At 38.7% G+C, this 24,167-nt stretch carries 18 protein-coding genes; all 18 read right to left on the reverse strand.

Annotated elements, in window-relative coordinates:
- Window positions 1-9: 9 nt before the first annotated feature.
- The 18 genes from DWB61_RS09350 to DWB61_RS09435 all read right to left on the reverse strand — a co-directional run bounded on the left by DWB61_RS09350 (window position 10) and on the right by DWB61_RS09435 (window position 24,141).
- Window positions 10-981, reverse strand: a complete 972-nt coding sequence (locus DWB61_RS09350) for a prenyltransferase/squalene oxidase repeat-containing protein (protein WP_125030643.1) — start codon at window positions 979-981, stop codon at window positions 10-12.
- Window positions 978-2,582, reverse strand: coding sequence for a polyprenyl synthetase family protein (locus DWB61_RS09355; RefSeq protein WP_125030644.1), 1,605 nt, complete (start codon window positions 2,580-2,582; stop codon window positions 978-980). The genes DWB61_RS09350 and DWB61_RS09355 overlap by 4 nt, the downstream gene beginning before the upstream one ends.
- A gap of 69 nt (window positions 2,583-2,651) precedes the next feature.
- Window positions 2,652-3,845 (reverse strand): radical SAM protein, encoded by a 1,194-nt coding sequence (locus tag DWB61_RS09360; protein ID WP_125030645.1) that lies wholly within the window; start codon window positions 3,843-3,845, stop codon window positions 2,652-2,654.
- Between the two features lie 15 nt (window positions 3,846-3,860).
- A complete protein-coding gene (locus tag DWB61_RS09365) occupies window positions 3,861-4,703 on the reverse strand; it encodes an ATP-binding protein (RefSeq protein ID WP_125030646.1) in 843 nt (280 codons plus the stop codon).
- Between the two features lie 71 nt (window positions 4,704-4,774).
- Entirely contained in the window at window positions 4,775-5,989 is a 1,215-nt protein-coding gene (locus DWB61_RS09370) for an outer membrane protein assembly factor BamB family protein (RefSeq protein ID WP_125030647.1), read from the reverse strand.
- A gap of 67 nt (window positions 5,990-6,056) precedes the next feature.
- Complete coding sequence (locus DWB61_RS09375) at window positions 6,057-9,341, reverse strand: ABC transporter permease (RefSeq protein WP_125030648.1); 3,285 nt, start codon at window positions 9,339-9,341, stop codon at window positions 6,057-6,059.
- 91 nt (window positions 9,342-9,432) lie between these two features.
- Window positions 9,433-10,119 carry an ABC transporter ATP-binding protein gene (locus DWB61_RS09380; RefSeq protein WP_125030649.1) on the reverse strand — a complete coding sequence of 229 codons (687 nt, stop codon included), beginning with the start codon at window positions 10,117-10,119 and terminating at the stop codon, window positions 9,433-9,435.
- A gap of 21 nt (window positions 10,120-10,140) precedes the next feature.
- Entirely contained in the window at window positions 10,141-11,247 is a 1,107-nt protein-coding gene (locus tag DWB61_RS09385) for a beta-alanine-activating enzyme beta-propeller domain-containing protein (RefSeq protein ID WP_125030650.1), read from the reverse strand.
- Between the two features lie 95 nt (window positions 11,248-11,342).
- Window positions 11,343-11,654, reverse strand: a complete 312-nt coding sequence (locus DWB61_RS09390; protein WP_125030651.1) for a GIY-YIG nuclease family protein — start codon at window positions 11,652-11,654, stop codon at window positions 11,343-11,345.
- Between the two features lie 120 nt (window positions 11,655-11,774).
- Entirely contained in the window at window positions 11,775-13,286 is a 1,512-nt protein-coding gene (locus tag DWB61_RS09395) for a 2Fe-2S iron-sulfur cluster-binding protein (protein ID WP_125030652.1), read from the reverse strand.
- 164 nt (window positions 13,287-13,450) lie between these two features.
- Window positions 13,451-15,799, reverse strand: coding sequence for an NAD(P)H-dependent oxidoreductase subunit E (locus DWB61_RS09400; RefSeq protein ID WP_125030653.1), 2,349 nt, complete (start codon window positions 15,797-15,799; stop codon window positions 13,451-13,453).
- Window positions 15,800-15,859: 60 nt separating this feature from the next.
- On the reverse strand, window positions 15,860-17,755 hold the full coding sequence (locus tag DWB61_RS09405; protein WP_125030654.1) for an outer membrane protein assembly factor BamB family protein: 1,896 nt from the start codon (window positions 17,753-17,755) through the stop codon (window positions 15,860-15,862).
- Between the two features lie 414 nt (window positions 17,756-18,169).
- Window positions 18,170-19,471, reverse strand: coding sequence for a 4Fe-4S binding protein (locus DWB61_RS09410; protein ID WP_125030655.1), 1,302 nt, complete (start codon window positions 19,469-19,471; stop codon window positions 18,170-18,172).
- Window positions 19,472-19,501: 30 nt separating this feature from the next.
- A complete protein-coding gene (locus tag DWB61_RS09415) occupies window positions 19,502-20,071 on the reverse strand; it encodes a 4Fe-4S dicluster domain-containing protein (protein WP_125030656.1) in 570 nt (189 codons plus the stop codon).
- 11 nt (window positions 20,072-20,082) lie between these two features.
- Window positions 20,083-20,289: a hypothetical protein gene (locus DWB61_RS09420; RefSeq protein ID WP_125030657.1), complete on the reverse strand. Its 207-nt coding sequence runs from the start codon at window positions 20,287-20,289 to the stop codon at window positions 20,083-20,085.
- 91 nt (window positions 20,290-20,380) lie between these two features.
- Window positions 20,381-21,346, reverse strand: a complete 966-nt coding sequence (locus DWB61_RS09425) for an NHL repeat-containing protein (RefSeq protein WP_125030658.1) — start codon at window positions 21,344-21,346, stop codon at window positions 20,381-20,383.
- Between the two features lie 109 nt (window positions 21,347-21,455).
- Window positions 21,456-22,883: an outer membrane protein assembly factor BamB family protein gene (locus DWB61_RS09430; RefSeq protein ID WP_125030659.1), complete on the reverse strand. Its 1,428-nt coding sequence runs from the start codon at window positions 22,881-22,883 to the stop codon at window positions 21,456-21,458.
- A 10-nt stretch (window positions 22,884-22,893) separates the two neighbouring features.
- Complete coding sequence (locus DWB61_RS09435; protein WP_125030660.1) at window positions 22,894-24,141, reverse strand: outer membrane protein assembly factor BamB family protein; 1,248 nt, start codon at window positions 24,139-24,141, stop codon at window positions 22,894-22,896.
- Window positions 24,142-24,167: the final 26 nt, after the last annotated feature.

Here is a 24,167-nt window from a genome sequence, read left to right on the forward strand (position 1 = left end):
TCAGTAGAATTATAATAAGATTCCAATTCCTAAAAGGGCATAATAAGTATACTCAACATCACAGGTCATATCAGCAATACTGCCAAAGAAACCTCCCGATTCGTCCCAATGCAAATTAATAAAATCAATAGATTTATCGGATAGGACTTGTAAATTTTCACCAGTCATATAAAGTGCTAATAATGCTGTACTTGTAGAAAGAATATCGGCTATAGGTAAATCTGAAGCAGCTTTAAAACCTCCTCTTCGCGTGCTATTCTGCTTTAAATAAGCAATTGTACTTTTCCAATCGCTATCCTTATCGTATGTCATAATTAGGCCTGCAGCAGTTGCAGAAGTCACACCTGATTGTGAGGAATTATCATTAGCAAAAGAAGCATCTTTACATCTTAAAGTTTCAATCTGATGGGTTATTCTATTCAATCGAGACGTTTCTTCATTCAAATCATGATAAAGTGTCCAAACCAGAAATGAAGCATAGACTGTCGCTTGTTCTGCTTGTTTTTCATTGTGATTGTATCCGCCATCATTTGATCTGTAAGACTCAACCAGCTCGAAATAAGGTTGACAATATTTCTTCACTTTTTTAATCAAACCTTTCATGAAAATCTTACCAAGAAAGCTGTCAAAGTCCGAAACATTGGGTTTAAAACCGAACTTTTGCTTTTGCTGCATAATCAAAAGCAACATGTAACAACGTATAAAACAAACGGCATGAATTAAATCTGCTTCTTGAGTTTCCTTCCATCTCTCTAGAAAAGTGAATTCTTTTTCAATATCAAGCTCAATGTCGTAAACGAAAGCTAAAGTGTATCCAAATACGGTGTAATAAATATCAGGCTTTCCAGCTCTATCCTCAAAGCCTCCTTGCTGATATTTTGCACGATCTACAAAAGTTCGAATCTGCAACAAAGCCTCATCGCTTAATAATTCTTTAGTCTTGAAAAGAGCTTTTAATATCTCCTGATTGCAGTTTGTCATCCATTCAGAATTTTATTCAAAAAGCGAGTCAATAATATTTTCAAGGCAGGACTTTTCAAATCCGCGATACTGCTCAGGGCTTGCAATTTGTAGTCCTCCAGCATCTGTTCGGCTTCTTTTATGCCTTCACGAATTTCGGTTTGCTTCCAAATTTCTTTTTTACTTAAGTCATCGCCGTTTTGGAAATCCTTAAACCAAACTTCCATTTTATCTGGATATTTTCGATTAATAAGAGCCGTTACCAATGAGGGTTGAATTGTATTAAAGGCATTATCTAAATTATCATGATTAAAATCTTCCAAATCATCTTTAATCTGATAGGCTATTCCCAAAGCAGAACTGTAGGCTGTCAGAATTTTCATCACCTCGTCATCAGCATCGGATATAATCGCACCAAACTGCAGAGCCACTTCAAAAGCCGGAGACGTTTTCAAACTAAATATCTTAATAATTTTATCCACAGACAGCAGTTTCTTATTTCGTCGCCAAAGCAATTCTTCCCCTTGACCTATAGACAAATCTCTATGCCCAAGTGCTGCTATTTTCAAAAGTTTCCGAATATGTTTCGCACCCGATTCTGCTATCAATTGATAGCCGTAACCTAAAATTAGATCACCAATATTAATAGCAACTGAAGTATCGTATTGCTTATGTAGTGTAGCCTTTCCGTAACGTTCATTATCATCATCAACAATATCGTCGTGAACCAATGATGCCTTATGAAAACTCTCAATTGAAACGGCTAATTTTTGAATGCATTCATCCAAATTGACTTCTGTTCCCTTCAGAGCTTTATAAACAGCCACCATAATTAATGGACGCCAACGCTTTCCTCCTTCAGCCAACCAATCTCTGGAAATCTGTGAGCTTTTATCATCACCCTCCAGCATATACTCTAATTGCTCTTTCTCAAACCATGAATCAACTTCTGACCTTAAAGCATCAATGTTGATCCATCCTCGCCAATTACTTTCCCTGCGAATAGGCAAAACTTCATTCAACCAAATTTCATCAACTTTAGAATCCTTACAGTCGTTATTATACAAAGGGATGGCAATGGAAGGAACTCCCTCTTTTACAGCTAAAGGAAATGATCGTTCGAAAGAATGTAAACAGCCAACACCAATCACACATTCAACCTTTCCAGAAGTTAATAGCGTTGTAACTGTCGTTGTGCCTTCGCTCACAAGTGTATGATAGCCTAATTCGTCAGCTTGAGTTAAAATATCAGCAATATCACATTTTCCACACTGTTCACAAAGCAGACCCAATTCGTCGAATTGAGCTGGACAATCTGTAGAGTGAGAAATACATTTCGGAAGTAATAAGATGCGTCGATTGAAAGGAATGCCAGAAACAATATCGCGCCAAGAATGATTGTTGATCATGACAGCCAATAGCTTTTGATATAAAAAAAGCTCAGGATGCTTCTTAATCAATTCGCCAGAATGAAAGATAACTTCTTCCTCCTGCAAAGGAGGAACTAATTCTTTCTCTGCCGCATAATCACAAATCAAATCCCGTATTTGTTTCAACTTTTCAGGCGATTGAGGCAAACCATTTCCCAATTTCCCTGAAGGCTTATCTTTTCTTAATATCATTTTACAAATAGCTAAATGGTACGAATAATATAGTGCCTTGAGTACTTATAAACCGTTTATACACTTCGGCTAACCGTAAGCTCCAAATCCAAAAAAGGAATATTTCTTGGCAAATCGATAAACAAAACTCTTTTCTGGAATCTCTTTCCCTGGAATATGATGGCCGGCACAAGGTCTCATCTGACTCAATTCGTTAAAACCTGCATTTCTATTGGAAGAATCATAGGCCCCAGAGTCCTTCAATATGGTATTTAAATATTCTGGATCGTCGAGTAAAATACAGCCTTGAGTTTTATTATTGATTCGAGTTCGCATACTCTTTAGGAAATCAGAATTCTCAATCACAGAACCTAAATCTTTTCCATTGCCAATATTCTCTTTAGCAAATTGAATGGGCGGACAGAATTCGATATCGCCAAAAGGGTTAATATGATGACTCAAACCAATGGCTCCTGGACACAAAGCTTTCCCTTTTTCATCCCAATAGGTGTCGATAATCATCAAGGGTGCTTTCACTCGAATATCAACCATAAACTGTCTGAGTTCAAGAATTTCTTCTTCAGACAAAGCCAAGTCAGTCGTAGGGCGTGCTCCAACGGGTCTATAAATATAGTACCACAGGTAATGAACTCCCTTTGCTATGCATGCATTTATAAAATCTTCGCTAACTAATTCCTTAAAGTTCGATTTGCAAACCGAAGTCGCAACACCCGTAAATAGCTTATTATTCACAGATGCTTCAATACCTTTCATGGTTCGACCATAAACATCATTGGCTCCTCTTCTAACATCACTCACATCTTTTAGCCCCTCAACACTTATAAGTGGTGAAACATTTCCTAAAGACCTCATCCGCTTAGCATACTCATCAGATAAAAGAGTGCCATTCGTAAAGAGCTGGAAGTAACAGTCTGAGTGTTTCTCCATCACATCAAACAAATGTGGGTACATTAAAGGTTCTCCACCCAAAAGTCCGAAAAAATACGATCCCTTCTTCTTTCCAGATTCTATCACATTATTAAGCGTATCAACATCCATTCCTTTGGATTTATTATCGATACTCACCCAACAACCCTGGCAGTTCAGATTGCAGTTATCAGTCAATGAAATCATTAAAAAAGCAGGAAATAACTCGCCCTTCTTCAACCTTTTCTTATGTTTTGCCACAGTGCGCATACCTTTCCAACCAAGGTTATAAGCTATCTTCCAAAGTAATCGAAAGTCCACTTGTCGCATAATTCTACTTCCTAATTTTAAAATCATATTCAAATTCTCTTATTAGCAGCAACAGTTCTTATCCGATCCCTCATCCTTACAATCACAATCAGGCTCTGTTTCTGTTTTGCAAATACAATCGCATTCGCAGGCCTTATCTTGTGGCTCTTCTTTAGTGCTACAGTTTATTCTTTCTTCCTCTGCCATTTTCAGCTGCTCCTTTTTCAAAAGCGAAACCTTAAAATTGCTGCGTCGAGCACTTAAAACAGAATAAACATCGTCGTTCTGAATTTGCTCCAAAATATTATCTCCCGATAACATTACACCTTCTCCACCATCAATAGGGCTTTCGGCGTGCTTGGGAAAAATAATGGCATTTTGTGGACAAACACGAGCACAAGCCGGGCACATATCCTTACAATTGGCCGAAGCCGAAACAACAACGCTTCCATCATCTTCTACTGAATAAACACTAAACAAGCAAAAGTTAAGGCATTTTCTGCAACCATTACAGCGCTCATAATCGATAACCGGATACCAAGGTTTCCATTCATCGGCATATTTAATTTTCAGAGCTTTAGGATTATCTGTTTTTACCGATTCAACAAGTTTGTTGCCATCCGCATCGTCTATATGATAGTATTCTGTTTTATTCTCGTGAATTTTCTTCCCACTATTGCTTATTAGATTCTGCATAGCACGAGATTGACAACCAAAAACAAGTGCATCTGCAGCAGTAAATAAGCTTTCCAAAGCATCTGGCGTTTTAAGTACAGTCCCACAAAGATCTTCGATATAAGTGTAACCCATATTCTTCTCCTCTAGACTATGAATCAATCTTTCTACAGATTTCTTCTCAATCTTCCCATCTTTCTCACAACCGCAAATAAATATTTTCTTAGTCATATTCTTTAGATTTGAATAATTTGAAATGAAATGAAATGTGAGATTTGAAACCTCACACCTATAAGTCACATCTAGCCTTGAGCTTTTATATTATATGCCATTAAAACATTGCCATGACGAATGTACAAGATACCATTATTAATAACGGGTTGAGCAAAATGCTCTTTGGTTCCTTTTTCTACTTTAAATGAACTAATGATCTCCATTTTAGGCTCAGTTTTTACCAAAGCTACTTTTCCTTGTTCGTTATAGCAATACAAAAAACCATTTGCTGCGATAGTTGCTCCTCGTCCGAACTTTAAACTGTCAACCATATCACCTGAATTGGAATCAATTGCTTTCCATTTCTTTTTACGATGACCAGAAGCAAAGATCTTATCATTCACTTTTACCGCCCCACCCATAATATTATCAAGCTGCTTATTTCTCCACATTTCTGTGATCTGACTTCCGTCCTTTGAGATTTGAAGTTTCACCGTACCATTACCACATCCGGCAACATAGTACAAATAGCCATCTTCGAATATTGGTGTATTTCCATGAATATCACAAAGTGTGTCTTGCATATGAGACCATAGCAATTCCCCTGTCTGAGATTCCAGTCCGAAAAGAGCATTATCTGAAAAAGTAACCAGAACATTGCGAGTTGGGAATTCAAGCAATAGTGGAGAACAGTATGCTGGAACCTCACCAAAAGCTTTATTGGTCCACTTGGTTTCACCTGTAAAACGATCTAAGGCAACAATATTCACATCCTCTCCTCCCGGAGCACAATACACCAAATCGCCATCAATTTCTAAAGATTGAGAATAACCAAATCGCGTGTTCTTCCCTTTGAATTTCTCAATCATATTCAATCCCCACTTTTTCTCACCTGTCTCCGTATCGATACAAGCAATATCTCCCATACTTGATGCAACATAGACCAAACCATTAACTACAGTTGGAGCTGAACGACTACCAACAAAGTTCTTTGTCCAATCTCTACCAAATTCAGTCTTCCAAAGCATTTCCCCCTTTAAGTCGAAGGCCATTAAATAAGCTAAACTATCAATTTCGCCATTAATAAAAAGCTTATCGTGAGTGATCACAGGTGATCCGTATCCATTACCAACACCTTCGTGTTCCCATAATAAGACTGGGCCATCTGCAGGCCATTCTGTCAACAAATTCGATTCATCGTAGATTCCCGTTCGATTTTCACCACGCCATTGACTGACTTCTTTCTTTTTTGGAGTACATGAAAAAAACAGTACCAAACAGATTAATAAGCTTAAATTTTTCATTGTTCATTCAGTTAGGTTATTGATTTGGGTCGGTTATTCTTTGAAATATATTTGGTGTATTATATTCTTATTCATTTTTTAAACTCTCTATCAAATTCTGTTTCATAGCCAGTTTTGCTGGGATATAAATCGATATCAAAGCAAAAACTAGAATAGCAAGTGTTACTTGTAAAACAAAGCCTACAGGTATACTAAAGGCATCGGAAAATAGTGATGGTAGCATTCCTACAATTGCAGCTAAGGCACCACTTAATAAGCCAACTATCAATAAAAACAGATTCTCAATCATGATCAATCTGAAAATGCTTTTTTGTTCAAAGCCCAATGCTTTCAAAAGAGCCAGCTCTTTTTTACGCTCTAACATGTTTCTAAGCAAAACGATACCCAATCCCAGAGTTCCAATTATCACCCCAAAAGCACCCAATAACATAAACATGTTTAGGTAAGTATTCTCAACAGAATAGAAAGCTGCCAAACGCTCACTTGCTTTTTGAATCTGTGGCCCATAATCTTGTAACTGGTCTTCAATAATCTGAATACCATTTTTATTTATTCCATCAACAAGAATCAATTTTGAGCCGCTTACCGAAGGGTAATTGGCTTGGAAATTTTGATCAGAGATCAGGATATTCCCCTGAAAGATAGAATTGTTCAAGCCTCCTATCAGAAGCAACTTGATTGTCTTTCCAAATTCGTTTTTATATTGTAGCGTATCGCCAACCGCTTTTTTAAGTCCCCAAACAATCACTGTTTGGTCAGCATAGGCAGGAATTACATCAGTTCCAAAGTCTTGATTTAGGGCTAACCAAGGGTGATTCTTATCTACTGATTCATGTAATGATGCAAATGAGAAAGCAGAACGTTTATCGAAAGTCTCAGAATTGAAACCCAAAACGCGAGGACGTTGCACCTGATTCAGGTTTAAACAGCTCGCATCGTCTCCAGCCAGACTTCGGAATTGTACAAAACCAACAGCATCAATAATTGAATCTCCAGTCAGACCAAGTTTTTCTTTTCCCTCATCCGTATTAATATCATTCAAGACAGGCAAAGTGGTTTCTATCCAATATTTATAGGCTCCCGTTCCCGATTGAGCAGAATTTTCAGCATCGACAAATGTTTTACGATTGGCTCCGGTAATCATCACAGAAAAACAGCCAAGAGCCAGAAGCACAATAGTCGTTAAACTTCGCCCCTTATTTCTCGCAGCATTCTTAATTGCCAATTCCATTATGGATGGCACATGTCTACTGTTTGTTTCGTCCTTAACAATCAGAAAGTAATAAAAGGCCGCAAAACAGGCTATCATCAACAAACCACCAGACGACATCAGCAATTCAGCATTCAAAATCTCAGAACTTGCAAAAGCATAGGCAGCAATTAAAATAGAAATCACGAAAGTCAATCCTGCAATTAGAAGTGAAAAGCTTTTCTTCTTTTTTGAGTTCGAATTAGCTTGTGTATTTTGAATTAAGCCCACTACCGATCGCTTCAAATTCTTACGACTCACCCAGTAAACGGATAGTAAGGCGATAATCATTCCTATTAAAGCACCAACAATTAGCGTTTGTATTTGTACATCAAGTTGAATCATATTGGTACGAACCACATCTTGCCAAACAGAGTTCAATCCCCAAATAACGGCCTGATTGTAGGCTATCCCAATGATACTACCCAAGATTCCTCCCAATACTACAGTTGGCATCGATTCTAAAAATCGGAGACTTAATATCTTTCTATCACTAAAGCCTAATCCTTTAAGAATCCCAGTTTCCTGATTCCTATTCTCCAGATTTAAGGCATAAATCAATAAGGTAAGTAGAATACCTGCAGCGATAATGAAGAAACTCAGACTCAGAAAGAGTTCTCCAAAATCAACCATATTGTTAGCTGCATTCTCGCCCTGATTTCGTACTGAAATGAAGTTCAAGTTCAGCATAGAAGGATGTAAGCGTTCCAAAATTTGCACTTCAATCTCATGAGCAGAAAGCTCTTCTTTATAAAAGCGGAAAGCTGTGTATTGGCCATATTTATTACTCCACATATTTAAGGCACTCGACATACCTATCATCGCCTTAGGCGTTCCTTTATATTTCTTCCAGTAAGCCTCATCCTTATCGCGGATCTTAGTAAAATCGATAGGAATACCCGCATCCCAGTCGTTACAACTTCCAGCATTCGATAATCCGGGAAATGAAGGCATCATGGCCTTATCAAGTTTCTTTGTCTTTTCAGAGAAGATACCTGAAACCAGAAAACTATTGCTCTCTTCTTCCAAAGAACGTAAAGCACCAATCACAAAATAATCCAACTTCAAACTGTCACCAACTTTCAGTTTCAAATCCTTGGCTAACCATGAACTAATATGAATTCGATCGGTTCGAATATCGGAGAAAACATCTTCATTCTCAATCGCCGTCACAAATGAGTAGGGTGTTTTACCATCTTTAGACTCGATGCCATTTACAAAATAAGTGAGCAAGGCATCCTTAGGCAAACACATCTTTTGAATTTCACTGGCAATAGGCTCATCAATAAAGATTCGATCAGAACTCAACTCATAAACCGATTGTTCTTTCAGTTCTTTGAACTTCAGACCTGCATCTCCCACCTGCCATTTTTTAGCCAAGCTTTCATTCAATTTTATCTCGGTCAATCCATCTTTGCCTTTAGGATTTGCTAGCAATAAATTAGCTTTCTCTTGCAGGTCCATTTCTTCAGCAAGAAATTCTCTTGAGATAAAAATATTATAAGGAGCAACCTGATTACTCCTCAGACTAAAACGTCCAAGTTGATCATCACCCAATACGGCACTTACTGTCAAACGAAGCGCTATGGACTGATCTTCATCCGAAACAAAGGGTGCATTTACTGGAACCAAGTTTGCCTTTTCAACTCGTAATAAAAATTCTATTCCAACTGCCAGACCTAATTTATCAGCAAGGTTTTCACTTATCGCCACCTCATCTTTTTTCAGATCTATCAATGATTCTTCTGATAAATCTGAGAAAGTTTTGTCGATACCGTAAACTTGCACGCCATTAGCGCGAGTTTGAGAATCTGATTCAATAGCCAAGCCTTTTACACTCAAAACTGGAGAAACATGAATTCCCAATTCTTTCGAAATGTCATTGGCCAATTCAGCTCGCACAAATCGATCACCTGTTGGCATGGCATATTCAATCTCACCCAATCGCATATTCAGCAATTGATGCAAGCTATACTTTACGGAATCGCCAATAATTAGCGCTCCTGTTAGAACAGCTGTACTTATAATCGTCCCCAACAGCACTGCTAAATGCTGCTTCCTGAAAAACCAGAGACTCTTTAATATGTATTGATAGATGCTCATATTCTTTAATAGACTATTAGATCTGAGATATAAGATTAATTACTAAATGACAAGCATTCATTCGGACATCGTTTATAACGAACACACAAACCTAAGTATTCTGCTCTTTAATCTTACCATTTTCAATTCGGCAAATGCGGTTCATATATTGAGCCAATTCCTGAGAATGGGTCACAACAATCATGGTGACAGCTTGCTCTTCGTTGATTCTCACAAATAGCTTTGCTAATTGATCAGCGCTTTCCTTATCCAATGAGCCAGTCGGTTCATCGGCTAAGATCAATTTAGGTTGATGAATTAAGGCCCTTACTACAGCAGCACGCTGACATTCCCCGCCTGACATTTGCCCTGGTCGTTGATGAATCTGATTCGATAGACCCACAAAATCCAATAAGTCCAAGGCTCTTTTCTCTGCTTCTTTTTTCACAGCCTTATCCTTCTCTGGCAAATAAGGCAATAGAACATTCTCAAGCAAACTCAGCTGAGGCAATAAATGATGAGATTGAAACACAAAGCCAATTTTCTTATTTCGAAACTGAGCCAACTGATCAGAACCATAATTTGAGATTTCCTCACCATCAAACTTTACAGTTCCTGAATTGGGCAGATCAAGAGAACTCATCACATTCAGTAAAGTACTCTTCCCAGAACCTGATGGTCCCAAAATCGCAATTCGATCTCCCTTTGCTATTTCCAGGGAAAGTTCATCGAGCACCGTTCTCCGAATAGTCGTTTCTGGTACTTCGTAATATTTTGTGATTTTATCGAGTTTAAGCATCTATTTCGTTTTAAGCTGATTTTATTTCTCGCCAAAGGCATAAATTCGCCCATCCATAGCTGTCACAATAATTAAATTATTGACCACGGCTGGCGTTGATATAATGGCTTTACCTATTTCGTAGGACCATATTTTAGTTCCAGTTTTCAAATCCAACTGATAGATTCGTCCATCACCTGAAGCAATCAAAACTGATTTATTAGTGATCACTGGTGAACCTTCAATTTTCCCCTTAGTTTTATATTGCCAGATGAGATCACCTGTTTTCTTATTATAGCAATACACGACTCTATTCTCTGCGCCAATAATCACTTTATCCTCATTTACTGATGGTGAACCTAAAAAGGAAATTCCACCTTCTTTTTGCCAAAGGATTTTTCCCGCTTTCAGATCGGCACAATAAAATAGCCCATCATAATTTCCAAAATAAGCTCTTTGCCCATCCAAAGCGGTAGACGAGGCAATATAGGATCCCGCATTCAAGGTATCTTTCACTCGTCCTGTTTTTACATCAACCTGATGAATAAAACCATCGCAACCACCAAACACCGCAATTTCCCCATTGCAAGCCGGAGCTCCATTGATATAATTGTTCGATTCATATTTCCAGAGACCTTTACCAGTCTTGGCATCCACACAGTGCAGGAAGTAATCGTAGCTACCAAAAAGCAGTCGCTTCTTCTTTTCTTCCGAAGAGTAGAACCAGGATGCCGAACCTGATATTTGGCCTTCGCTTATATACTCCCATTTCTTCTCACCCGAACTGGCATTCAAACAAAAGAACTTGCCCTCTAGCGAACCAAAGTAAATATTTCCATCCAAATATAAAGGTGCAGCTTCAACCGAATTCTTGGCATCGAAGGTCCATTTAAGCTCTCCATTTCTCGAAATGGCATATAGCTTCCCATCGTTTGATCCTACAAAAACAGTCCCATTACTGATGATGGGTGATGATTTAATGGCATCTCCCGTTTTATAAGTCCAAAGTAACTTTGGAGCCTTTGGAACCTCAGCATTTGTGCAGCCCGTCAATTCCGAATTGCCTCGGAAAGCCAACCAGTTGTTAAAGTTTTGAGCTGTGCCTCCAATGCTTAGACAGAATAGTATTACAAATATTAGTTGTTTCATATATTTTAAAAATCGTTTCGACTCCGCTCAACGAACGGCTTATTCAACGTAATCTGAAAATCTAAACCCGTACCCTGAGCGGAGTCGAAGGGTTTTCATTTTTTTTGTAAATTCTTAGAATGACTATCATTTTTACATTCTGATAATTCATTTAACAAGCTAGTTTGCTCCTTAATTAATGCTCTCTTTTTCTGTCGTCCCCAACCCTGCACTTGTTTTTCTCTGTAATAAGCCTCATCAATCCGATCAAACTCCTCAAAATAGACCAAACGAACGGGTAAATGTTTTCGATTAAAATTTGCTCCTTCCCCAGCTTGATATTCTTCAAGTCGTCTATCTAAATCCAAAGTACTACCTGTATAAAATTGCCCTCCAGCACATTCTAATATATACATATAGCCTTTCATGATGTTTCGTTTATTTATTTTTACATTATATCGTTTCGACTCCGCTCAACGAACGGTTTATTCAATGTAATATCAAAATCTAAATCCGTACCCTGAGCGGAGTCGAAGGGTAAAATATTCCTATTTCAAAGCCAAAGCACCCGTTGGGCAAGCTTCTGCACATTTTTGCGCTGTTTGTGTAAGGGCCTTACTCATATTCTGATTAAAAGGAACGGCCATTTCCATATCGAAACCTCGACCAATAAATGTCACTCCTGTTAATTCATTATTCTTCTGGGCAATCTCGACGCATAAACCACATTTAATACACTTTTCAGGTTCATAAACGATACTCTCGTGATTGAAATATTTCTTGAGGGATTCTCTATCTCCCATCAAGAATTTTCTTCTATCTGCCTGATATGTCTCAGCACAGTCACGAAGCTTACAGTTATCGATCTTTCTGCAATCGCAATGCAAACATCTTTTTGCTTCAGCGATTGCGTCTTCTCTACTATTTATATCTTTCCTCTCGCCCTCCTCTGATTCTTTCAGGTATTCCAAAGCTTCAGTTTGACTTAGGACACCAAAACGAGAATTGAATTTTCTCTTCGTTGCTTCAACCTCTTCTCCTCTCAAAAACTGATTCGCAGAATGAGCAGCCTCTTTTCCCTGAGCCAAAGCTTTCACTGCCATCTTTTGTAATCGAAGCAGGCTTCCACAAGCAAAAACATCAGGTAAATTGGTTTTAAATGCGTCTTTCTCACCCTTAAAATCGAGATTCAAGTTACTTATTTCGTCGGAAATCGAACCTGTTGCTATAATCACAGCATCATATTCCTTTCGGATATTCTCAAAATTTTCTATTGATAATGGCGTGTTTAAATTTATCTCAAGACCCGATTGCTGAAGAATCATCATTTCTGAATCCAAGATCTCCTGAGGCATCTCTCCTTTCTTGATTGCGGTTTGCAGTGTTCCTCCCAAAACAGACTCTCTTTCGAAAAGACGACAAGCATGTCCTTCTTTAAGAATATGAAAGCTCGCTGCCAAACCAGCAACTCCTGAACCAATCACTGCAACCTTTTTTCCACTTGCTGCATTCAATTCAGGTAGGTAAGTATTTTCTGATTCTTCTGCTACCGTTCTCTTCAAAACACAAATGGAAACGGCTTCATCCACATCTTTTCGACGACAGACTTTCTCACAGGGAGCCGAACAGATATAACCCAATATATGTGGCAAGGCGATTTCTTCTTTCACAATCTCAATGGCCTCATCGAAGTTTCCTTCTGCAATAAATCGGTTCATTTTGGGAATATCCATAAAAGCAGGACAAGCGACACGGCATGGTGCTTCACAATCACCTACATGATCGCTCAAAAGAAGTTCTACGGCCTCTTTTCTGGCATCAAATACTTCTTCATCCTCGCTTGCCAATTCCATTCCCTCAACAACTTTCGTTGCGCAGGATGGCATCATTTTTCCCGATTTAATATCCTTAACCATGCAAACCATACAAGTTGGATGATTTGAACAGCCATCTAAATAGCACATGGAAGGAATGTAGATACCTACAGATTCAGCAGCTTTTAAAACTGTTGTACCAGCAGATACCTCTATATCTTTATTGTCAATTTTTAGTTTTACCATAATCTACTTCTATCAGATTACTGATTTTAAATTGAACTTATTTATACCAAATTAACATCAAAACCTATCTCCTAAAACAACAAATACTGAGAGTCCACAAATTACACAGATTATCACAAATTATTTTTCATATGATTATCCTCTAATGACCTTATCCTCAATAGTTATCTTATCACAACAGCATCAACAGGACAAATTTGTCTGCAAATGTCACATTTAATGCAAAGCTCATTATCAACTTCGTGCAATTCATAGGGCTTAGCCTTTATAGCATCTACCGGACATCGTTGTGCACATTTCGTACAACCAGTGCATTCATCCTTTATTTCATACTTAATCAGACTTTCGCACTTTCCTGATGGGCAAGTCCCATTGATATGCGCTTCGTATTCGTGTCTGAAATATTTCAAGGTTGATAATACAGGATTCGGTGCTGTTTGTCCTAAACCGCAAATACTCCCTTTCTTAGTATTGATTGCCAATTTCTCTAACAAATCCAGATCTTCGAGTTTGCCCTTACCTGTTTTAATCTTATTCAGAATCTCAAGCATACGACGCGTTCCAATTCTACAGAATGTGCATCGTCCGCATGATTCCTCTTGAGTGAATGATAAGAAGTAGTGAGCAATATCTACCATACAATCCGATTCATCGAGAACAATCAGGCCTCCTGACCCCATCATAGCACCAACTTCTTTCAAAGAATCGAAGTCGATGCATGTATCAGCCATTGAAGCTGGTATACATCCACCTGAAGGACCTCCAATTTGAACGGCTTTAAATTTCTTTCCGCCAGCTACCCCTCCTCCAATTTCTTCTACAATTTGGCGAATCGATATCCCCATAGGAACCTCTATCAATCCACCACGATTTATTTTGCCCGCCAAGGCAAAAACCTTAGTTCCCTTACTTTTTTCAGTTCCAATCTCACAGAACTTATCCGATCCATTTCTCAGTATCCAGGGAACAAGGGAGAAGGTTTCCGTATTATTTATAAGTGTGGGTTGATTCCAAAGTCCTTTTTCAGCTGGATAAGGTGGGCGCAATTGCGGAATGCCTCGCTTACCTTCAATAGAAGCAATCAAGGCTGTTTCTTCTCCACATACAAAAGCGCCTGCTCCTTCGAAAATTTCCATATCGAAAGAAAAACCTGAACCCAATATATTTTGACCAAGAATACCCTTTTCTCTGCATATTTTAATGCCTTCACGAATTCGCTCTACAGCTAAAGGATACTCTGCACGAATGTATAAACGACCTTCAGTCGCACCAACGGCATAGGCTGCAATAATAATCCCTTCGATGATTCGAAATGGATAGGATTCCAAGAGCATTCTATCCATAAAAGCACCAGGGTCACCCTCATCGCCATTACAGATAATGTATTTTTTATCGGACTGAACTTTATTCACCATACGCCACTTAATGGCAGATGGAAAACCAGCTCCTCCACGACCTTTCAGTCCGCTCTTTTCAATTTCATCAATAATTTGATTGGGACTTAAGTCTTTCAAACATTTTTCAAGGGCAGAAAAACCCTCTTTACTTTTATATTCTTCAAAATCTGAAGGTCGAATTTCACCTCTGTATTCAGTAGCAATATTAATTTGTCCCTTTAAAAATTCAGCAATTGGCGTATCAGCTTCATTCACACTGTAGTGATCTGACGACAGAGGTATATTGCTAAACGTTAAATTCTCCGCGTAATTGTAAAATCGACTTTTGAATCGATTCATAAATCCATCAGATTTAAAATGCCTTTGAATAATATCACCAACATCCTCTGATTTCAATTTGGTATAATAAACAGCATCCTCACCTGGCTTATGAATCTCCATCATTGGAACCTGGTTACAGACACCAACACAACCGACTTGTTTCACATCTACATTTATACCGCTATTACTTAATGTATCTTCTAAAGCTTCCTTCACTCCAGAGCTACCGCTAGCAATACAACAAGAACCCAATCCAATTCGGATCTCACCCTGAGGCAAGCCTTTTTCTGAAAGGGTTCTCACTTTCTCTTCACTCTCACGTCCCTCTTTTAAAAGAAAATCTTCAAGCACATCCTTAACCGTTCCCGTTTCAACATGTCCATAGGTGACATCGTCTATCTGAACAACGGGTGCCAAGGTGCAACAGCCTAAACAAGCGACTTCTTCAAGCGTAAATTTTTTATCACTATCCGTTTCTTCACCATCAGCTAATTTCAATTCTCTTCGAAAAGCATCGTAAACCTGTCCTGCCCCCTTAACGTGACAAGCGGTACCTACACACACACGAACAATATGCTCACCTACTGGTTGATGACGAAATTGAGAATAAAAAGTTGAGATGCCAGAAATCTGTGCTTGTGTAATCTCAGTGATTTCACAAACTCGCTTCAAAGCCTCTTCTGGCAAATAGTTTAGCTCAGCTTGAATGGCCTGTAAAATAGAAATCACCTTTTCTGAGCTAATCCCTTTCACTGCAACTATTCTGTCAACTATATCGTTTATATTATTATTCATTGTTTCTTTTTCAAGCATCATCACATTAACACATCATCAGATTACCATATCAGCTCATCATCATTTTCCTATACAATAAAGGTTCTTTCCTGCGCGGATAAAAATATGACCATCAGCAAAGGCAGGTGTTGAATCTGTCTTTTCACCTATATTTGATGTCGCAATGGATACAAATTCTTTGTCAGCTTTAAAAATGTGCATGCTTCCGGCTCTGTCTATTAAGTATATTTTACCATCAACCCAAATTGGCGAAGCATAAAAACCACTGTCAAACTCGTGCTCCCAATACAGTTCTCCTGATAAAGCATCGTAACAAGCCACAAGCCCATATGATGTCACAACAAATAAATATTTATCCGTGGCAACAGGACTTGGCACATCAGACAGGTAATCGTATGCTTCCCAAAGAACTTCAGGTTTATCACCCGTCTTGATAGCAACCAAACTGGCATATTCGTTAAGAGCAAACACAATTCCATTGGCATAAGCGACCGATGGTCCAACCTCTCCTGTGATGCAATCCAATTTCCACAACTCTTCACCTGTTTGTGCATCATAGGAAGCCACACAAGGATCAGCTGCTAATAGAATTTCAGCACGTTCGCCATTTTGAACAATAACCGGAGACGCCCACGACACTTTCACTTTTCTGGCTGTACTCCACATTTCATCTCCCGTTTTAGTCGAAAGAGCCATGATTTTTCCAGCCTTTTTGTGATCAAATTGTACAATCAGCTTATCTTCAAAAACAATTAAGGAAGACGAATGCCCATAATGATTCTCAGGAACACCTAAATTCTTAGACCAGACCGATTTTCCATTCATATCCAAAGCGATAAGATCACCATTAGAAAAAATGGCAAAAACAAAAGTACCATCCGTACTTACACTCGATGCTGCATGTCCCGTATCGGGAGTTACTTCTGGTGCCGCAGCACTTCCTGATATGTTTTTAATATCAGCTGTCCATAACAATTTACCAGAATTTCTATCGTAGCAATAAACCTGTTTTTTGCTTGCATCAGCTCCCGATAAGAATAGTTTATTCCCCCAAATCACAGGTGAGTTATAGGCATGTAAAGGCGTACTAACTTTCCATTTGATATTCTTCCCGCTGGCTCCATCCCATTCGGTAGGCATATTTTTGTGATAAGCGATACCATTCCCTCCAGGTCCTCTGAAAGAAGGGAAGTTTGCCATCATCTCCTTACTTGGATATTGACCTGTATATTTTGGGGCAGCAGGTGTTTCTTCAGTTTCTACAGCTTTTTCAACAGACTTCGATTTTGCTATTTCTTCAACAGTAGTTTCAACAATCTTTTTCGTTTCAATTTTTTCAGCATTGACTTCTTTAACAGCAAGCTCTTTCTCAATTTCTTCTGGTTTATCTGCCACTACGGCATCTGGCGACACTTCATTGGCAAGTTCAGTTTTCGCCTTTGCTATTTGAGCCGCATCGGTAAATCGTGTCCCTAAGTCTTTATGTGTGATAAAAGCCAATATCAAAGTCACAAGCACTAAAGCTGATCCTCCAATACCAACCCATTTCCTGGCATTTTGCTGATAGCTGATTATATTTTGACTGTACTCTTCATCAACAGAAGGCAATGTTTTTTTGCCCATTTTCATGATCTGCATGGCAATGATCATCACAATAAGAGAAAACAGTAAAAGGTAGGCTCCCGTTCTCACTTCCCACTGGTTGGTGAAAAAAGCTTTACGAACCAAAAGATCCATCTCTCTGATTTGTTCCCGCAGTTGATTATCATTAGGATTGTCGTTCAATCGTTCCACCAAAGCATTAATCACTTCGGTATTGACAGGATCAACCTTATTAATTTGCATATAATTGACAATAACCATGGCACAAATCAAGATGGCAAAAACGCCAGATACTATGGCAACTCCTCGCCATAGAGGAAGATTGATTGTTTTACTTGAAAATTCTGTTTTCATATATTTTATAAATATTAGTCTCTCAATATTTAATATCCTTCGTAGGAATCTAATTTTTCTATTTTATCCTACACCTTTATTATAAAAGAGTCCTATTTCACTATCCCCGGGATGTTTTTATTACTCCCCGGAACGTTTGCACCCTTCCCCGAGATGTATTTTCCATCCCCGGGACGTTTTTAGTACTCCCCGGAACGTTTTCACCCTTCCCCGGGATGTATTTTCCATCCCCGGGACGTTTTTTGTGCTCCCCGGAGCGTTTGCACCCTTCCCCGGGATGTATTTTCCATCCCCGGGACATTTTTTTGTGCTCCCCGAAGCGTTTTCACCATTCCCCGGGATGTATTTTCCATCCCCGGGACATTTTTTTGTGCTCCCCGAAGCGTTTTCATCATGCCTGGGGTAATTTAGAGATCATCTCTCAACAGGGCAATATTTTAAACAGCGAGCACAGCTCACACACTCAGCCTTATCAGGCGTGTAATCTTCACGATATTTAAATACAGATAAGCTTGATAGTGTCAATCCGAAAACTAGACCTAAAAAGCCTCCCAAAATCCAAGCTCCTAAATAAAATTGCTCTACAATAACAGCTGCTTCAGAATACAATTCCTGAACCGGAGTTCCCGCTGTTTTGAAAGCTTCTATCTCCACTGAAGGCAACATCACATCAGGTTTAAATAGCATGAGTTCATTCGCCAAGCGAACTTTCGTATTTACCTTGGCTAAATTCTCATGAAAGTTTGAAAGTGTCCAACCACCCAATATCATCAATAAGGGTATGATCAAACTCAATCTTATAAATCGTTTAGTTGCCGATGGTCTGTCTTCCATCACCTTTACCGGAACGGGCTTATTGATGGCTCCCAATGGACAGGAATCTTCACACAATCGACATTGAATACATTTATTGGGCGTAATGGTCAGGTGATGTTTCGAGAAACGACTCATCCAATTCAGAAGAACGCCATATGGGCAAAAGAATCGACAATAAGGACGAGCGACAAAAGCACTCAGCAAAAGAAAAATAGCCCCGATAGTAAACATGAAAAAAGTGGCATCGAATCGGTAGATTCCTACAAAAGGATCGTATCTGCAAATGATAAAATCGGTAGCTGTTGCTGCATACAAAACAGACAATCCTAAATAGATATAGGGAATTAAACCTAAAACTTTCTGCAACCAAGTTTTCATTGTAACAGGACGCAATAACAAAACATCCTGAATGGCTCCCAAAGGACAAACACCTGCACAAAAGGTTCGTCCAAAAAATAAGGTATAAACAAGAGGGATAACAAAAAATGCCAAGGCTGATATGGGTATGCTATATTCAGGTTGAAAGAGTGCCAATGTCACATTTTGCAGAGACCCCACCGAACAAATACAGCCCTCACGAAAGAAGCCAAAATAAAGAATAGAAAATACCGACATAGCCAGAACGCCTCGCCTTGATCGCTTCTTTAAAATCAGCCAAGTAATTAATGATAATGCAATAACAAGAATCAAAACATCGAACCATGCATAAAAATCAGCTCTAGCCTCGGGCATTGAAGTGACGGGCTGCGTATAGCCTGATTCAAATTCCGGTTTTGGAAATCGCTGTTGTTGCGCAAAAAGAGGAAAACCTGAAGTCAATAATAAAATAAACATTGACAGCATAGTGACAAGCTTCTTTATATTCCCGGTTTGTGTTAAGTATTTTAAAATTTCTGACATTAAGAAATCTGTTTAAGGTATTGAGTTAAGTTAGTCTTTCTGTTCTTTTTTAAAACCGGAAAACTTATAAGGTTCATCAGCTGGCACACGTGAAAATGCATCGGAAGGACAATCACGTGCAATGGCACATTGATTGCAATTCACACACAAATCGTGGCTTATCTGCAATTGAAGCGATCCGTTTCCAAAAGCACCACAACCTTTCACACATTTACCACAGCCAATACACAAATCTTCAATTATTTCATATTCAAAGAATGGATCTTCAACATACTTCCTTTTAATTGCGCCAGTTGGGCAAAGTTGATTTTCAGCACCCGTGGTAATATTTTTCACATTGGGACGCAAATAGCCACCACACAAATCGCAATAGCCACACATATCGTATACATGAATACATTTCACCGCTGAAGGTGTCATTACACATGAGGTGGCACATCGTCCACATTGGGTACACTTTGTGGTATCAATTTGCCAAAGCGTATTCCCGGACACAGTCTTATGTGCCAAAACACCAGTCACCCCAACCAAGCTAGCTCCTGCAGCAAAGCGAAAACACGTATTGATAAAATCTCTTCTATTTTTTCCTTTTTCAGCCATTCTACTACAAATTATTGTATCGAATTTTTCTTCTTATAGTCAATGCCATCAGGTAAACGACAGCCTTTAACTTTTTTACAATTACGACAAACAAAATCAAAATCACAGCTATCGCCATTTGAGTTTAGATTTCGAAAAATCATCGTTCCTGAGAAAATAGCTAGAACGCTTAAAATTGTTCCTCTCCCTATATTGTGTAAAAAACGTCTTCTATTCATTATTTATAGATATGAGACCAGCATTGAGCGAAGTCGAAATGTGTAAGACTTGAGATTTAAGATCGATTTCAAATCAGCAAGGGCATAAACTTTAATATTTTAGTTCAAAAATTCGAACCATTTTACGTGAAGGATCTAAAACTATAATTCTATCATTAGAATCAACTGCTAAATCCAAACCTGTTGTACCAGCATCGAATTGATTAGGAGCTGCAACTACCGATTTAAAATCGCCCGATGGCAAATGAATTTTTATTCTCTCCAATCCTTTTTCACTTGTCACAAATGAGCCATCAGATAACATAGCCACATGACTAGGATTACAACAACCACCAAAACCATCAACTTGCATGGAAGTTCGCTCCCATGAAGAAATCAAATCACCTTTATCGTTATAAGCTTCCAGAGCATGTCGCCCAGGGTTCACAACCCAAAGCTCGCCTTGTCGACCAAACATGAGGTCGAAATAAGGACTTGGTATAACAAAGCCACGAATGCCTTTATCAAGATTCTTAGCACCAATAATATTGATTTTATTTCCATCTATTGTATACTGATGAACGATCTTTTGTCCTGCGTCAGCAATAAAAACATGGCCTTCTCTTTCTACCAAACTACTGATATAGGCTTTCGCTCCTTTTATTTGAAAACTATTATTCAACCCGCCGTCTGGTTTACGCACATCAACACGATTTCCAACACCTAACAGAATATTACCAGATTCAGAAATACTCACAGCGTGTGCATCGCCTCGCACTTTCATGCTTGATTGAACTTGTCCTTGCGAATCAAAAATCCAAAGCTTATCGGTACCACTCACATAGATTCGATCTTCAGCATCTATGGCAAGTCCGAAAACAGCTTCTGAATTAATTTTAAAAGAGAAGACTTCCTTATAAGCAATCAATGATGAATCTACCTTCCTCAACTCCTTAAGATCGTACTCATAGATATTTTTTTGTGGCTTTGGTTTCTCAAGAAACAAGTCGCCTGCAATTAAGCCTACCAAAAGAAGTAAGAGAACAATAGAAAAAATTAGACCTAGCTTATTCTTCATCTGTTTGAAATTAGATTTGAGTATCAAGAAGTGAGACATGAGATGATTTACATCTTCTAGTGTATTTAATTATAGATTGCTTCATATCTCGCTTTTTCATAATCTGATATTAATTTGCACGCAAATCGATACAAAGCATGTGTTTAGAATCTCTCATCAGCAATCGACCATCAGTTATAACCATAGGCCCCCAGGCATCATGTCCATCAATAAGTTTCACTTTATCGAGTAATTCAAACTTCTCAGTTGTTGCTCTGGCTATGGTTAATTCACCATTATCTTTCAGAATAAAAAACTTCCCATCGGCGACCAAATAAGGACCTAAACCAAAGCGATCCGTCTTGCCACTTGTCCACAAAATCTTTGTACAATCGTTCGGATCGCAACAAACAAACTGATTACGCATAGCTCCCGCATCCTTTGGCAGAATTGTAAACATGCGACCTTTATATATAATTGGCGTCTGTTGTTCAGATGCCATTCCATCTTTTGGCTTGTATTTCTGTAAGGTTTCAACCTGATAAGAATTACCTGATTTTTTCACTTGAAAGAGAACTCCTCCAGCACCATATCCTGCAGTCATAAACACTTTCCCATCACCATAAATTAAGGGAGATGGAGCAATAACTGATGGAGAAAAATCTTTTGTTTTCCAAAGAATTTGCCCAATGTCATCGCCTTCGGCTGATACGCCACAGATTCCACCAACGGCTGCATAAACCCACATTTTTTTTCCATCCAAAACCATTGCCATGATTGAAGAGTGCGACATTTTCCATCCATCAGGATTAGGTGTTTCCCACAAAACCTTACCTGTAGCACAATCAACACCAATAAGCAGAGCTTTACCTCCAGGTGCAATTATGGCAACATTATTATCGATAATTGGACATTGCCCGGTATACCAAAAAGGAATTTCAGACTGATATTCTTTGACCAAATCCAATCCCCACAAGAAATCTCCTGATTCAGGATTCACACACATCACATGGCAACGAGGTCCCATACTTACAAGATACTTGTCGTTAATTGCAGGAACAGTTCTTGACATTCCGTGATTTCTTTTCACATGAACCTTATACGATCGTTTCCAAATTTCTTCACCAGTTTCCAAAGAAAAACATCGAAGAGCATCTGCCTTTTTCACCTCATCGTAATCGAGCAAGTAAACCTTCCCATTATAAACAACGGGTGCAGCATGGCCTTCTCCCAAATCATGTTTCCACAATATTTTAGGTTCAGATCCGATTTTATCGACAAGCTCAATTTTTTCCTTAGAGATATTATCAAAATTAGCACCTCTAAACTGGGTCCATTTTCCAATTAAACTTGAAGTATGCTCAATATATGATTTAAATTTCTCTCCAATGATCACCTCATCTATAGCTTCGGTTCCAGCCTTTGGACGATTATCCAGACCTGGCACACTCGCTGAGAAATCCTGAACTGGATCGTAGCGTAACCAGGAAACAAATATTGAGATGGCTATAACAACAACCACAGTCAGAAAAAGAATATTTATCGTTTTTTTACTCATGGAAATACGGCTATGCTTTAATTTTATAGGCCATCAATGCATCTTCGTGACGGACATATAGAATACCATCTTTTATAACCAGATGTGACCAATGAGGACCTTTACCCAAAGGCACTTTAAAAGAACTAATCACGTTAAAGCCATCAGGACTTGCTTTAGACAATGCGATATTCCCACCTTTTTCATCGTAGCAATACAACATCCCTTCAGCTGAAATGATCGAACCCTTATTTTCCCATTCTGTCTCGTACATAGCCTTACCAGTCTTCCATTCCAGGCAAACCCATTTTCCCATTCGGTTGTGTTCCCAATTAGAGCCATATACATAATTGCCTAAGCGAACCGCACCACCATGATGTACATCTAATAAAGAATCAACATAAGCTAGTTTTACAGAAGAAGCATCTTCATTTAAATCAAGCATTACCGATTTATGATCGTAACCGTTGGTCACAAATATTTTCCCTTCGTGATAAAGCGGTGTATTGGTTTGAATATTTGCTTTCCACTCGCCTCCTGCGTATTCTGCATAATTGAAAGTCCAAACTATTTCGCCAGTTTCAGGATTAACGCCTATGACATTATTTTCTGTAACAGTAACAATAAGTTTCGTTCCATTACGGTCAACCATAAGAGGCGAAACATAGCCTGGTTTATCTTTTAAACTTTTAGATTGCCAAACAGTTTCACCCGTATTCTTATTTAAGGCAATCATAGTCGTTTTCTCACCACATGGTGTATAATAAACGTAATCGCCATGCAATAATAGAGATTCTGAGATTCCCCACTGACCATATGTTCCTTCGAATTTCTCACTCGCTTTCACCTGCCAAAAGATATCTCCCGTGAGGGCATTCAAACAAGCTAAATCACCCTTCCCACTCGAAAGATAAATCCTATCATCTTGAATTGTTGGCGTACAACGACTATCAGGAAAGGTGTTATCCCAACGGCGACCATAAGGCACTTGCCATTTAAGCTGTCCTTTCATATCAACGGCCATCAAAACATCCATGGAATCTTTGATTCCTGTTAAATAAACCAAATCGTTAACGACTGCAACCGATGAATAGCCTTTAGGAATATCAGTTAATGACCACAACATTTCGGGCCCCTTCTCAGGCCATACTTTCAATAAGCCCGTCTCATTATAAACCCCTGTTCGGTTTGGTCCACGCCATTCACTTTGGGATTTTGGAGAGTTACATTGAGAGAAAATTGTGATGGCTGCAAAGCCAAGTAAAAACAGTCGTTTCATTTTTATATTTTTAATATTTTTAATTA

The organism is Ancylomarina euxina (assembly GCF_003863355.1).
Taxonomy (GTDB): domain Bacteria; phylum Bacteroidota; class Bacteroidia; order Bacteroidales; family Marinifilaceae; genus Ancylomarina; species Ancylomarina euxinus.